General features: G+C 33.5%; 12 protein-coding genes, 1 tRNA gene and 1 pseudogene. 6 read left to right on the forward strand and 8 right to left on the reverse strand.

Annotated elements, in window-relative coordinates:
- The first annotated feature begins 181 nt into the window (after positions 1-181).
- Together MQX03_RS12005 and MQX03_RS12010 are read left to right on the forward strand one after the other, a co-directional pair.
- Positions 182-1,348 carry a hypothetical protein gene (locus MQX03_RS12005; RefSeq protein WP_242803386.1) on the forward strand — a complete coding sequence of 389 codons (1,167 nt, stop codon included), beginning with the start codon at positions 182-184 and terminating at the stop codon, positions 1,346-1,348.
- On the forward strand, positions 1,332-1,916 hold the full coding sequence (locus MQX03_RS12010; protein WP_242803387.1) for a hypothetical protein: 585 nt from the start codon (positions 1,332-1,334) through the stop codon (positions 1,914-1,916). The genes MQX03_RS12005 and MQX03_RS12010 overlap by 17 nt, the downstream gene beginning before the upstream one ends.
- Here the strand turns inward: MQX03_RS12010 and MQX03_RS12015 are convergent.
- Together MQX03_RS12015 and trhO are read right to left on the reverse strand one after the other, a co-directional pair.
- Complete coding sequence (locus MQX03_RS12015) at positions 1,868-2,440, reverse strand: 5-formyltetrahydrofolate cyclo-ligase (protein ID WP_242803388.1); 573 nt, start codon at positions 2,438-2,440, stop codon at positions 1,868-1,870. The genes MQX03_RS12010 and MQX03_RS12015 overlap by 49 nt on opposite strands.
- Positions 2,441-2,567: 127 nt before the next feature.
- Entirely contained in the window at positions 2,568-3,923 is a 1,356-nt protein-coding gene (gene trhO / locus MQX03_RS12020) for an oxygen-dependent tRNA uridine(34) hydroxylase TrhO (protein ID WP_242803389.1), read from the reverse strand.
- Between the two features lie 286 nt (positions 3,924-4,209).
- On the opposite strand from trhO, the gene MQX03_RS12025 reads away from it, so the two are divergent.
- Positions 4,210-5,745, forward strand: coding sequence for a trypsin-like peptidase domain-containing protein (locus MQX03_RS12025; RefSeq protein ID WP_242803390.1), 1,536 nt, complete (start codon positions 4,210-4,212; stop codon positions 5,743-5,745).
- Between the two features lie 67 nt (positions 5,746-5,812).
- Here the strand turns inward: MQX03_RS12025 and MQX03_RS12030 are convergent, their stop codons facing one another.
- From MQX03_RS12030 to MQX03_RS12040, 3 genes are all read right to left on the reverse strand, one after another.
- Entirely contained in the window at positions 5,813-6,265 is a 453-nt protein-coding gene (locus MQX03_RS12030; protein ID WP_129535132.1) for a hypothetical protein, read from the reverse strand.
- Complete coding sequence (locus tag MQX03_RS12035) at positions 6,265-6,645, reverse strand: RidA family protein (RefSeq protein WP_129535133.1); 381 nt, start codon at positions 6,643-6,645, stop codon at positions 6,265-6,267. Before MQX03_RS12035 ends, MQX03_RS12030 begins: the two co-directional genes overlap by 1 nt.
- Before the next feature lie 123 nt (positions 6,646-6,768).
- Positions 6,769-9,357 carry a putative LPS assembly protein LptD gene (locus tag MQX03_RS12040; protein WP_242803391.1) on the reverse strand — a complete coding sequence of 863 codons (2,589 nt, stop codon included), beginning with the start codon at positions 9,355-9,357 and terminating at the stop codon, positions 6,769-6,771.
- Between the two features lie 54 nt (positions 9,358-9,411).
- Between MQX03_RS12040 and MQX03_RS12045 the strand changes: the two genes are divergently transcribed.
- From MQX03_RS12045 to MQX03_RS12055, 3 genes are all read left to right on the forward strand, one after another.
- The gene (locus MQX03_RS12045) at positions 9,412-10,704 is read left to right on the forward strand and encodes an N-acetylmuramoyl-L-alanine amidase family protein (RefSeq protein WP_242803393.1); all 1,293 of its coding nucleotides are present in this window, start codon (positions 9,412-9,414) and stop codon (positions 10,702-10,704) included.
- Between the two features lie 55 nt (positions 10,705-10,759).
- Positions 10,760-10,834, forward strand: a tRNA-Glu gene (locus tag MQX03_RS12050).
- Positions 10,835-11,082: 248 nt separating this feature from the next.
- Positions 11,083-11,238, forward strand: coding sequence for a hypothetical protein (locus MQX03_RS12055; protein ID WP_242803394.1), 156 nt, complete (start codon positions 11,083-11,085; stop codon positions 11,236-11,238).
- Here MQX03_RS12055 and MQX03_RS12060 read toward each other — a convergent pair.
- The 3 genes and pseudogenes from MQX03_RS12060 to MQX03_RS12070 all read right to left on the reverse strand — a co-directional run.
- A pseudogene (locus tag MQX03_RS12060) lies at positions 11,235-11,384 on the reverse strand (RHS repeat-associated core domain-containing protein); the annotation flags it as partial. The gene MQX03_RS12055 and the pseudogene MQX03_RS12060 overlap by 4 nt on opposite strands.
- A gap of 159 nt (positions 11,385-11,543) precedes the next feature.
- Positions 11,544-11,921, reverse strand: coding sequence for a hypothetical protein (locus MQX03_RS12065; protein ID WP_242803396.1), 378 nt, complete (start codon positions 11,919-11,921; stop codon positions 11,544-11,546).
- Between the two features lie 202 nt (positions 11,922-12,123).
- Entirely contained in the window at positions 12,124-12,417 is a 294-nt protein-coding gene (locus tag MQX03_RS12070) for a hypothetical protein (protein ID WP_242803397.1), read from the reverse strand.
- Between the last annotated feature and the right edge of the window lie 16 nt (positions 12,418-12,433).

Genomic DNA, 12,433 nt, shown 5'->3' on the forward strand with positions numbered 1-12,433 from the left:
TAAATTAAATTTAATTTGTTAATATTGTTTTTTAAATCTTTTTCTCTGTTCGGATATTTGAACAAGACAAAGGTAGAGCAGATATGAAATTTGTTTATGAAAAATAATTGTAATACCTTTGTAAAACAGTTTTACAAATAAATAATACTGAAAATCAATACATTAATACTTTATTAAAAAATTGACTGATTTAGATTTACTACACTTTGAGCAGCTGAAAAAGGACGTACAGGCTCAATATTTGAAAGAATACACTCCTTCCTATGATGATATATCAAAATGGAAAGGGATAGACATCATATATTTTCAGGAAGATCTCCGAAAAAAGGCTAAAGGTAACATTAGCGAGAAGTCTTTTTATACTTATTTTAAAAATACTCCGGTTACCAAATTACCTCGTATCGACATGCTTACTTTACTCAGTGTTTATGCAGGTTACACTTCATGGTTTGATTTTAAAAAACAACATCTTTTTGCCGGTGAATTGCTACAGGATGAGAAAGATTTGGAAGATGATGAGCGCAGGGAATTAGAAAAAACAGTTTCAAGCGCATTAAATCTTCCGAAAACTGATTATCAACCTAAAATAATTGAATTTAAAGCACCTGAAAACACTGTTTTACAAAAAAACGATACTGAAAATCAAATCATTGAACAAAAAACAGCAATTGAAAATTCTCCTGATAAAACAGAAGCAAAACCAATAAAAAAGAACCATCAAAGAATAGCTTGGATTACCGCAACATCAATTTTTGTAATCTTATTGGGACTTTTAGGTTTTAAAGATGAATTATTTGAGAAAACTTACACTTATTGTTTTACGGATGCTGACAGAAATCAAAAAGTACAAAGTAATATCGAAATAAAAGTGATTAAACAAAACGAATCACCCGTTTATTTCAGATTAAAACCCGGAGAATGCTTTCATTATCCTACGAAAGATAAGAACTTAAGGATGCAAATAAGTTCTACAGTATATGAAAATCTGGAAATCAACAGAAATCTGGAAAATGCTTCAGATGAAGAAACGATTGCTCTAAAACCAGATGACTATAAGATGGCGGTATTTTATTACTCAACGAAAGATGTCTCGGGAAACCCATCGGAGCAAATCACCACTAAAAGACGTCAATTAGAAAACCGTATCAGCAACGACGCTGTTATTTCTCAAGTTTATGATAATGAAATTTATGGAATTGAAACTTTAGATAAGCAGAAATACATTACTTTAGTTACAACACCTACAACCTCCCTGAAAAACCTTTCGGTTATTGAAATGAAAAAGGACAAAAAGGGCAAAATAATTTCCATTAAATTTAAAATCTCAACCAATGAAAATAATCAATAAACTTTGGATTTTTGCATTAATGATGCTCGCTTTGACATCGTGTAAAAAAGAGGAACAGACTATCAGCGACCTAGAAAAATTAAGAAACAGCAGCAATCAGAAGACCTATCCTGCCGTGCAGATGGATAGCGTACAGGTCATCAACGGAATTACAACCCTAAAAGTAGAGCAATTATTAGAGCTCACTACTTTATATTTGTCAGGAAGCAGAAATACGGAGATTGACACGACCATTTATTCTCAAATGCAGGGATATTTCCACAAACCGGACAGCCTTACATTTAAGCCATTATTCAAAGAGCTTGAAAGTCTTAAAGTAAAATCTGTGAAAGTAAATAATTTGAAGGTCTATAAAGAAATTCAGAATCAGGATACCTTAGATTTAGCTAAATTTAATGTCGAATATTTCGATAGCAAAAACAAATCAATCGGCACATTTGAGAAAAATGCTCAATATACCTTGATTTCAAAGCCTAAGAAATTTAAAAAAGAATTTCAGTTTTACTTTGTTAATTTCTATCAGAACCCTTTTAAAAAAGATAGTACTTCTTTAGGAGTTACCAGGTAATCTAAGGGAATATCATTTTCCCAGACATCATCAACTATATCATCGGGGTCAAAATAATTGACTCCGATTTTTTTTGAATCTTTGGAAACGCTTTCAAAAAATTCATCATAAAAACCTTTACCATAGCCTACTCTATTGCCTTTACTGTCACAATATAAAAGCGGAGTAATGATAAAATCAAAATCATAAATTCCTGAATCTTGATTTGAGACAGGCTCAGAAATTCCCCAATTATTTATTTCAAATTTTGTTTCATTGAAAATCTCAACAGAAATCAATTTAGTATCAACAATTTTTGGGACAAAAACCTGAATATTTCGGCTTAAAAAATATTGAATGAAACTTTCAGTTCGGATTTCATTAAATTTTTCAATCGGAATAAAAATATGAATTTTCTGTTCCGAAATCGGTTTAAAATAATTGACGAAATTCTCGAAAATTTTCTCAGACAACGAAACAACCTCATCTTGCGACATTCCTTTTCTTTTCTCAAGATATAATTTTCTGATTTCTGACTTTTTCATTCTCAAATTTATAAAAAATAGCGTTGAATCGATAAAACTGTAAGAGAGTTTCCAAAATACTGTAATGATTCACAAAAAAAAGTTGCACTCCAAAGAATGCAACTTGTATATCATCAATCTAAGATTATTATCCTAAAATTTTATATATTTTATCAGACAAACGAACTCTGAAAGGAAGTTCGAAAGTAATCTGATCTCCTGTTTTTGCAGTTTCACAAGAATTTCCATCAACGAAAATTTCAGTGATTGTAACTTCCTGTTCACCGGTTGTAGGTCCTGAAATCAAAACTTTATCACCAACTGAAAGTTCGTTTTGTTCAATTAAAAACTGTGCAATTTTTGATTTTGTATAATAATGTTCAGCCTTACCAATCAATGATTTTTTAATGGCAATTTTTTGACGGATATTCTTTGTTTCTGCTTTTGCCAAAGGTTTATCTGGTAAATCCCCTGAGTTTTTAAAGGTTAAAGAATCAGATTTTCCTTTTCTGAATACTTTATTTCCGACTTGTAATCCTTTTCTTAATCTTAATTGTTCAGCTGCAGGCAAATGCGTTATTTCTAGGCATTCAGTTGAGCAGCAGTTTTCCATCGCCGCTTTGCAGTCATCACATTGAATGAACAATAAATGACAAGCATCATTAGAACAATTGGTATGGTTGTCACAAGGTTTACCACATTGGTGGCATTGTGAAATAATATCATCTGTAATTCTTTCACCTAAGCGATGGTCGAATACAAAGTTTTTTCCTAAGAATTTACTTTCAACACCGTCTTCCTTTACCTGACGTGCATACTCTATAATTCCGCCTTCCAACTGGAATACATTTTTAAAACCCTGATGTTTAAAGTAAGCACTTGCTTTTTCGCAACGGATTCCTCCTGTGCAATACATTAAAAGGTTTTTATCTTCTTTAAAATCCTGTAGCTGCTCGTTGATAATGGGTAAGCTTTCTCTGAAAGTTTCAACATCAGGAGTGATTGCGCCTTCGAAATGACCAACCTCACTTTCGTAATGATTTCTAAAATCAACGACAATTGTATTTGGATCTTCTAATAAATTATTAAATTCCTGCGCTTTTAAGTGAATACCTTTATTGGTTACATCAAAAGTTTCGTCATTCAGACCGTCGGCAACAATTTTATTTCTAACTTTTATTGTCAGTTTTAAAAAAGAATGGTCATCCTGCTCCACCGCCACATTTAATCGGATTCCTTTCATAAAATCATAAGCTTCCAGCGTATCACGAAGTTGTTCCAGATGATCAGCAGGAATACTCATTTGGGCATTAATTCCTTCATGGGCAACATAAATACGGCCAAGTGCATCAAGTGCATTCCAGGCTATAAATAAGTCATCGCGAAATTTTTTGGGATCTTCAATTTTGGCGTACGCATAGAAAGACAAAGTAAGGCGTTGCTTACCGGCTTCATCAATAAGTTGAGCTCTTTCTTCTGCGCTTAAGGTGTTATACAGTTGCATGCTATAAACGTTTTAAGTGAGAAAAATTTTTGCAAATATATGAAATTCCGACGGTATGACTAAAATGCAAAAACAGATTCTATATCATGTAAAAATGTCACTTTTTCTTTAATAAAATCTTAAGCTTTGTTAATAAATATTTTAACAATTATGATTTAATGTATAAAATGACACAATAGTCGTTAAATTTTAGTTAAAACAGTAACACAGCATACATATTGCATACTAATTAAGCATTAAATTTACATTCACTAATACAAATAATTTTAAACAAAGAAGATATACAATGAAGAGTACTTTAAAAAAACTTTTACCGTTTGCCGTTGTAGGGGTTATCTCAGGAGCTACTACCGTTGGCGTACAACAATACTTAGGTCATGATTCTAATAATACTGACCAATCTTACTTTACCTCATCAAAGAATGCCTCTTTTGTCGGTATGAATACCGGAGCTGTAGGTGATGATTTTGTAAAGGCTGCCAAAACGACAGTTCCGGCGGTGGTAACTATCAAAAATTACCAATCAAGAAGTACAAGCCGAGCGTCTGAACAAGATTTATTCGATTATTTCTTCGGTGATCCGTTTGGAGGAAGAGGTCAGCAAAGACAGAAACAACAGCAGCAACAGCAAGCGCCTGATAATATGCCTTCAGGTATGGGTTCTGGCGTTATTATCTCTGCAGATGGATACATTATCTCCAACAATCACGTTGTGGCCGGAGCTAATAAGCTTGAAGTTGTTTTAAGCAATAAAAAATCTTACATCGCAACTTTAGTAGGAACAGATCCCAATACGGATATTTCTTTATTGAAAATTGAAGAGAAAGGTCTTCCGTTCTTGAATTTTGCTAATTCGGATAATATTGATGTCGGACAGTGGGTTTTAGCCGTAGGTAATCCATTAGGTTTAAATTCTACGGTGACTGCCGGAATTATCTCTGCAAAAGGAAGAGGAATCGGAATTTTGGGTGGACAAGGAAAAGCAACAAACCCTATCGAAAGTTTTATACAAACCGATGCGGCTATTAACCCAGGAAACTCCGGAGGTGCATTAGTAAATGTAAATGGTGATTTAATTGGAATTAACTCAGCGATTTCTTCTACCACAGGATACTACCAGGGTTACGGTTTTGCAGTTCCTGCAAATTTGGCAAGAAAAGTTGTTGAAGACATCAAAAAATTCGGAATCGTACAGAGAGGTTTCTTAGGGGTAATGTCATTGGATCTTTCAGACCAAAATCAAGTTACCAATTATAATAAAACTGAAAAAGCAAACCTTAAAGTGGGTTCAGGAGTTTTCTTGAGAGCCTTCCCTGAAAAAAGCGGAGCTCAAGATGCCGGACTAAAAGTAGGTGACGTTATCGTAAAGGTTGATGATATGCCAATCACAGATTTCGCAGACTTATCTATCTCAATTGGCAGCAAGAGACCTGGCGATAAAGTTTTGGTAACTTACCTTAGAAATGGAAAAGAAAATACAGCAACCGTAACTTTAAAAGATCAAAATGGAGGAACTACCGCAAGATCAAAAGCTGACTTGAGTGTTACTGAAAAAATAGGAGCAGAATTTGAACCGCTAAATGAAAGATTTAAAACTGAATACGGATTAAATAGTGGTGTTGTCAGCAAGAATGTATCTGAAGGAAGCGAAATGGCTAAAATAGGCGTCGTTGACGATTATATCATCATTGAAATCAACGGGAAGCCAGTCAATTCTCAGAAAGATGTAGAGAAGATTTTAGATAAATATCAAGGTAATGTACAAGTGAAATTTGTAGATAACTTTGGAAGAATTTATACAAAAGGATTTAAAATGCCTTAGTAGAAATTCAGAGCAAAAGAAAAACGCTGCGGTTTAATTACTGCAGCGTTTTTTATGTTTTAAAAATCTATCGATTATTCATTTTATCGGCGATTCGTTTTTTCTTTTTTCTTTCATAAATGATTTCTACAATTTTCCCTCCCATCCAGGCAAACGGAAAAAAGATGAGGAAAATTGAGATTTTATAAAAAGTTGGGTGATAAGGAAAAACAATAACATCAAGCATTGCTATAAACAACATGATGAAACCAATTAAAATCGCATAAGCCACCTTAGCATATTTAACAATAATAGCTGTAGCAACTCCACCAACTGTACTTCCCAATCCTGAAATAAAAAGAAGAAAACCGAAAAATGCATCATTATTTTTCATGCTTTCCAAAAATCTTTGCCAGTGCTCGAAAGGCGCAAAAGCTTCAAAAGTCACCCATTTCGGGAAAGCTCTTATGCCCAGCGTGATGATAAGCCCTGCAATAACAAGACCCACTAAAACAGCAAATGTATTTCTGATAAAACTCATTAATCCTGATGTGCAATCATAGAAATTTCAATATCAACATTTTTTGGCAGACAAGAAACCTGTACAGTCTCTCTTGCCGGATAGCTTTCTGCATCTAAGTAAGAAGCATAAATATCATTCATCACTGCAAAATCATCCATGCTTTTAAGAAAAATACTTGCCTTAACAACATTTTTGAAAGTCATCCCAGCTTCAGTAAGAATAGCCTCAAGGTTTTTCATTACCTGATGCGTTTCTTTTTCTATTCCTTCTACCAATTTGCCAGTAGCCGGATCAACCGGAATTTGTCCTGAGATGTATAAAACTCCGTTTGCAAAATTAGCTTGAGAATAAGGCCCGATAGCTGCAGGAGCATTTACAGTAGATACTATTTTTTTCATAAGTAGATATATTATTTTATTATGTATATCGCACTATCTTCACTACAAGTGAAAATCATGCCGATTTTGACAAAATTTATTTCGGATGCAAATATAAAATTTAAAATTAAATAAAAATATCGATTAGAAAGGTGGATTTGGCGATGTAAAGCTACGGTCTTTGTACTTCAATGCATCGCTTAGGATATTGGCTTTAATTCCGATAAAAAAGTCATATACTTTATATTGTCCGAAAGGTACCCAGTTAAAATTGATGGTGAAACTTCGCTGATCTCTTGAGAAACCAATTCTGGTGTACGCCAACTCTCTGGTCACCATATCGTAGTGAGTACTTCCTGTAATATTCCAGAATGGAGTTAGTTTAATACTTCCGTCTAATCCTACAGAAGCGATTCTGTTTGGAGTTCTTGCGGTTGTTTTAGAATATGCGTAGTTGGCATTGACATTCAGCGTCCACGCCTGATCAAAATGGGCATAATTATCATCATCAAAATAATAGTTTTCGTTTCTGATTTCCCCTTTCTGTTTGTATTTTTTGGCGTAATCTGTTTTCTCTCCAAACAATTCGCTGCTTAAAGGATAAGATAACTGAACATTGAATCCCTGTACGCTGAAAGCACCAAACTCTTCCGTTCTCACTCCTATTTCCTCGCCCGGAGCAAAAACTGTTCTATAAGGATCTAAAGTTAAACTCGTATTAACACTCAGTTTATTATCAAACAATGACGTCTGACCGTTGATAGAGATGATAGACCAAGGATGAGTTTTTGCAGCAAAATTATAATTACCAGTAATATTTAATGATTCAAATAGTTTGACTTTCTTAATTCCTGTAGAATCGCTTTTAGATTTTACTTTCATCTCGATATTATTCCCGATATTAAATCCTAAAGCTCCTACCATTCCTGAAGTTGGTGCACCTACAATTCCGCCATCAAAAATTGAGTAAGGCGTTATCGCACCATTGGCATCAGAAAAGTTTCTGAAATACCCAAATCCTGGCTCACCAAAATCCGGAGAATAAGTAAAACCAATGCTTGGCGACATCATGTGTCTTATCGCTTCAATTGCTGCTCCTTTTTTGAAATTAGCCTGCCCGTACAACTGCGTCTGAATACTTGCTGTGGTAGAAAAAGTAGAATATCCTGCTACTTTTTTATTCACCTGATCAACCACTTTGTTTTGAAGCGGATCATAGAATCTTGTCAGTGTTTTCGTCGTTAAAGCATTATCAATATTAGCTCCCAAACTGAAGGTAAAATATTTTGCAATTGTGGTATTCGTTCCTATCGTGATATTATTTTTAAGACCAGTCTGCATCTTATCCCACATCGCTTTTGTGAAAAGTTCGCCTTCACCAGTGCTCACAAAATTGGTTAAATTTAAACCTGTATTAACCGTAATATTTTCTAACAAACCACTTCTAACCCCAGTTTTTGAACCAAATAAATAAAATTGATTAATCGCAACATTCATTTGAGGCAACCTTAAATCTGCTAATCCTGTAGAGAAATTCTGAGAATAAGAAGCCGTTCCGGTAATTGTAGCGGGAAGCTTTAGAAATCTTTTGGTAAGTGAAAGCGTGGAATTCTGAGAGGTCCTCAATACACTCTCATTCAAAATATAGGCATTATTGACCGTATTGTTATAAAACGTCTGGCTGGTAACATCCACCGATGCAGAAAACGTTAAAAATGGATTCGATTTTGCATCCTGGCTGTGTCTCCACGCGATTCTGTAAGTTCCGGTTTTGCTGTAATCATCTAAACCTTTAATCCCTCGAATAGTTGTCCCAATATCTGCCGAGAAGTTACCCGAATATCGGTATTTTTTGAGGTAATTCATTTCAGGACGAAGATTCCAGCTTCCTTTTGTATAAATATCTGCTAAAACTTTCAGGTCAAAATGTTCTCCGATGGGTTGATAATATCCTATTCCATTTAAGAAAAACCCGACATCTTCCCTTTCTCCAAAGCTAGGAATCAAAATACCTGCGGATCTTTTTTGCGAAAACGGTAATATAGCAAAAGGCATTACAAGCGGAGTCGGAACTTCCTCTATATACATCTGCACCGGACCCGTAATTAAAGAAGAACCGTTTTTACCTTTTACCATTTTTATATGGGATGCACGTAATTTATAATCGGCTACGGTATCTTTCTTTTTGATAAAATAATCATCTGTCGTAAAATCTGCACGTCGCATTACATATACAGAATCATTGTACTTTTTTGTCTTCTGAGCAACAATCACCCCTTCACTTTCCTCAGTTCTTGCATTATAAGCAATTGCCTGCTTCGTTTTTGTATTGTAGCTAAATTCTGTTGTTTCGTACTTTTTACCAGCTTGTGTAACTTGTACCAACTCTACAATTTTACCTAAAGAATCTTGCTTACCTCGGGCAAAAACGGTACTTTTTGCTTCATCGATCGATATATAATCTGCATCAACCTGCATATCCTGATACTTTATCTGAGCATTTTTGATCAGATAAATCATCTTTTTCGGAAAATCTCTACGTTCTGTGTCTGCCTTAGTCTCGAATACATCCTCTAGGGCTTCTTTTTTTACAATAATGGTATCCTTTTTGGGGATGGTATCATTAACTACCTTTGTTTCCGTTAATTTTTTAGGCGACTGCTGTGCTAAAAAACTGTTAAAAATTAGGATAATTAAAATTTGTAATATATTTTTGAAGACGGTTTTGTCCAATTTTGTTTTTATATAATTTAGGCTCAAAATTAGTATAATTTTTAAAACTGTAAGATGTACACACGAAAATTTAAAATAATTTTAGCATTTCTCTTCATACTTTCTACTCAATTTGTCTTTTCTCAAAAAAAATTCACTGTTGTTTTAGACGCAGGGCATGGGGGAAGCGACCATGGAGCGAATAGAAATTATTCAGATATCGGCACCGTTTTGGAGAAAAACGTCACTTTGGCAATTGTACTAAAATTAGGCTCTATGCTTGAGAAAAACAAAGATTTCAAAGTAATATACACCAGAAAATTTGATGAATATCCATCATTAACGGATCGAACCAATACAGCCAACAGAAGTAAAGCAGATTTATTTATTTCTGTACACGTAAATTCTTCGCCCAGCAGATCAGCAACAGCAAGAGGAACCGAAACTTTTGTACAAGGGCCTGCCCAAAACAGGGAAAACCTGGAAGTTGCGAAGCAAGAAAACAATGTAATCTATCTTGATGAGAAAGATAAAGAGACTTTTGCCTCGTATGATGCAGGTTCTCCTGAATCTTTAATCGCCTTAAAACTTCAGCAAAGTAAATATCTTGAAAACAGTTTAATTGTAGGAAGTTTTGTAGAAGGAAATTTTGAAAAAAGCGGACGTTTTTCAAGAGGGGTAAAACAGGAAAACCTTCACATTTTAAGAAGAAGTTCGATGCCTTCTATCCTTATTGAAACAGGATTTGTAAATAATTATGAAGACGCAGCATTTTTGAACTCAGAAAGCGGACAACAACAAACGGCTGAAAACATTTACAAGGCAATCATTGATTACAAAAAAGCAGTCGACAGAAAAGGCGGCGTGCAAGAACCAACGAGAAAACCCGAACCTGAGAAAAAAGAAGAAGTTCCGTTGAAGAATGATTTCAGAATATTATTGATGACTTCTGCGGTGAAATACAACGAAGATGATCCTGCTTTAAAGGGCTTAAATTATATTCTTGCTCTAAAAGAAAATGGAATTTACAAATATTATTACAGCGTGACCAATATGGCGTCTGTAAGAGATAGCAATATCAAAACTGCTAAAGACGCAGGATTTAGAAATGCGTATGCAGTAGGATTTATGCCAAACCAAAAATTAAATGCCGGATATTACACCATCGAAGTCTTTACCGGAAAAGATAAATTGAGCGCCAACTCATTTATTCTACAAACTTTAAAAGATGTGGAAAGAGAGAAAAACAATGGTATGTTCTATTACACCTACGGAAAAGTGTCTTCTTTGGAAGATGCTGTAAAACTTCAAAAAGAATTAGAAGCCAAAGGGATTAAAAATACGATTATCCAGAAAGTGTATAAATAAGGAGAATAATTTTGAAGTGTAAATGTTAATTAATATTTTTGCATCCTCAAAATTTGGTCTATTCGTCTAGTGGTAAGGACTCAAGGTTTTCATCCTTGCAACAGGAGTTCGATTCTCCTATAGACTACCATATGGTAAGTTATAAATATTTTCACCAACCCTTCAAAAGCCCTATAGATAGGGCTTTTATCATTTTTACACTTTAGTTTATTTGACATTTTTTATATCGTTTTATAGAATTTCGTCTCCGGTTTGTCCTTGATTTGTCCCTCGTTTGCCATGAGAGATTAACTTTAAAATAATTATTTACATATTATCTCGATATATATGTGAACGGAATACGAACAAAAAAGACACTTTTTAAAGTGACAAGTAAAGATGATGAAAACGAATGTAAACGGTTTATCTAAATTTAAAAGAAGCCAAAGAGCAATGGAAATTGAATGCCAAGGTACAGACTTCACACCTTCATTCAAGAAAAATGTTCAGGTGATAAAGTATTGCAAAAAAATGTTGACGATTACACAAATTTAAAAGGAGGACTTTCCCCCATCAAACCCTGTAGGATCTGCAAAGTTAACAGGATCGTTCCAGACATATGCATAAGGAGATAAAGTAATATCTGCTAACGGGTCTACAGACAACCAGAAACTTCGTTTTGGGTCGTAATATGCACCATAGTAGTAATACCACTAAACAAGATGAAGCATAAACATTTTGTCTCAAAAAAGATAGCAACTCCACCTTCTTAACTTCGAAATTAAGATACATTTTGGTTTTAAATCGATTACACTTATATAAGCACATCTAAAACACACCCAAGCATGGGGAAAGTACTTTTATTTAATATTATGAAAGAAATCAATAGTTATAAGTTCGTAGTCATAATTATACATCATTTCAGCTCTAAATTTCTCAGTTAAAATGTATCCTAATTTGGTATCAAAATCTCCAATTATAATATTAACTTGAAAAGGTAAAAATATTTGTTCATGATATTTTTTTGTAATATAAATATCACTTATAACAATAGAATCATGATTTTTTATTTCATGATTTTTTATGCTTCCACTAATCTCATGACTTGATGATAAAAAGTAGCTTTGGCTATCATTATTTTGATTAATGTAAGAAAAAAGATCTTTAGTTAGCTTTTCAACATTAAAAATGGGTTCTAGTTTTTCAAAAAAAAGATTGTAAATTTTATTTTCAGTCATTACTTTTTATTTTTTATATCATATAAAAAAATACCATCTTCATTTACAATAAGAAGATCATCATTTTCAAGCCATCCTACGAATATGGAGGCGTTTATTTTAATAATTGAAAAAGATTCCATTCTTCATTTAGACTTACAATGTCTTCTTGCAATAACTCATTATTAAATTTTGTTTGTAAAATATCTATAATTTTCATAGTTTAAAAATCTAACAAAAACTCTTTGTTTTTTTCATAAGTATTTTTTATCAACTCAGGATTATCGTTTATTAATGTATCAAGATCAGACCCGCACCAAGGACAATATAATATTCCTACTTCTCCTACAGTTAAAATGCCCGTTTTATCATCTCTATCCTTATTTCTATATTGCTGAACAAAGAAAAAAGCTGTATTATTATATCTACCCATTTCAACTAAAACTGAAAAACCACTATTTCCAGCATTATTGATAGCTGTATAAAGTCCATCACAACAAAAATTATTATTTATCATGTTATATTGTTTTACT

The sequence above is a fragment of the Chryseobacterium aahli genome, from assembly GCF_022699665.1.
GTDB classification, from domain to species: Bacteria; Bacteroidota; Bacteroidia; order Flavobacteriales; family Weeksellaceae; genus Chryseobacterium; species Chryseobacterium aahli.

Bases quoted from the DNA above. Each gene is read 5' to 3' on its own strand.
- MQX03_RS12055 (WP_242803394.1), top strand. From the start codon at position 11,083: ATGATGAAAACGAATGTAAACGGTTTATCTAAATTTAAAAGAAGCCAA.
- MQX03_RS12045 (WP_242803393.1), top strand. From the start codon at position 9,412: ATGTACACACGAAAATTTAAAATAATTTTAGCATTTCTCTTCATACTT.
- MQX03_RS12070 (WP_242803397.1), bottom strand. From the start codon at position 12,417: ATGATAAATAATAATTTTTGTTGTGATGGACTTTATACAGCTATCAAT.
- MQX03_RS12035 (WP_129535133.1), bottom strand. From the start codon at position 6,645: ATGAAAAAAATAGTATCTACTGTAAATGCTCCTGCAGCTATCGGGCCT.
- MQX03_RS12065 (WP_242803396.1), bottom strand. From the start codon at position 11,921: ATGACTGAAAATAAAATTTACAATCTTTTTTTTGAAAAACTAGAACCC.
- MQX03_RS12015 (WP_242803388.1), bottom strand. From the start codon at position 2,440: ATGAAAAAGTCAGAAATCAGAAAATTATATCTTGAGAAAAGAAAAGGA.
- MQX03_RS12030 (WP_129535132.1), bottom strand. From the start codon at position 6,265: ATGAGTTTTATCAGAAATACATTTGCTGTTTTAGTGGGTCTTGTTATT.
- trhO (WP_242803389.1), bottom strand. From the start codon at position 3,923: ATGCAACTGTATAACACCTTAAGCGCAGAAGAAAGAGCTCAACTTATT.
- MQX03_RS12010 (WP_242803387.1), top strand. From the start codon at position 1,332: ATGAAAATAATCAATAAACTTTGGATTTTTGCATTAATGATGCTCGCT.
- MQX03_RS12025 (WP_242803390.1), top strand. From the start codon at position 4,210: ATGAAGAGTACTTTAAAAAAACTTTTACCGTTTGCCGTTGTAGGGGTT.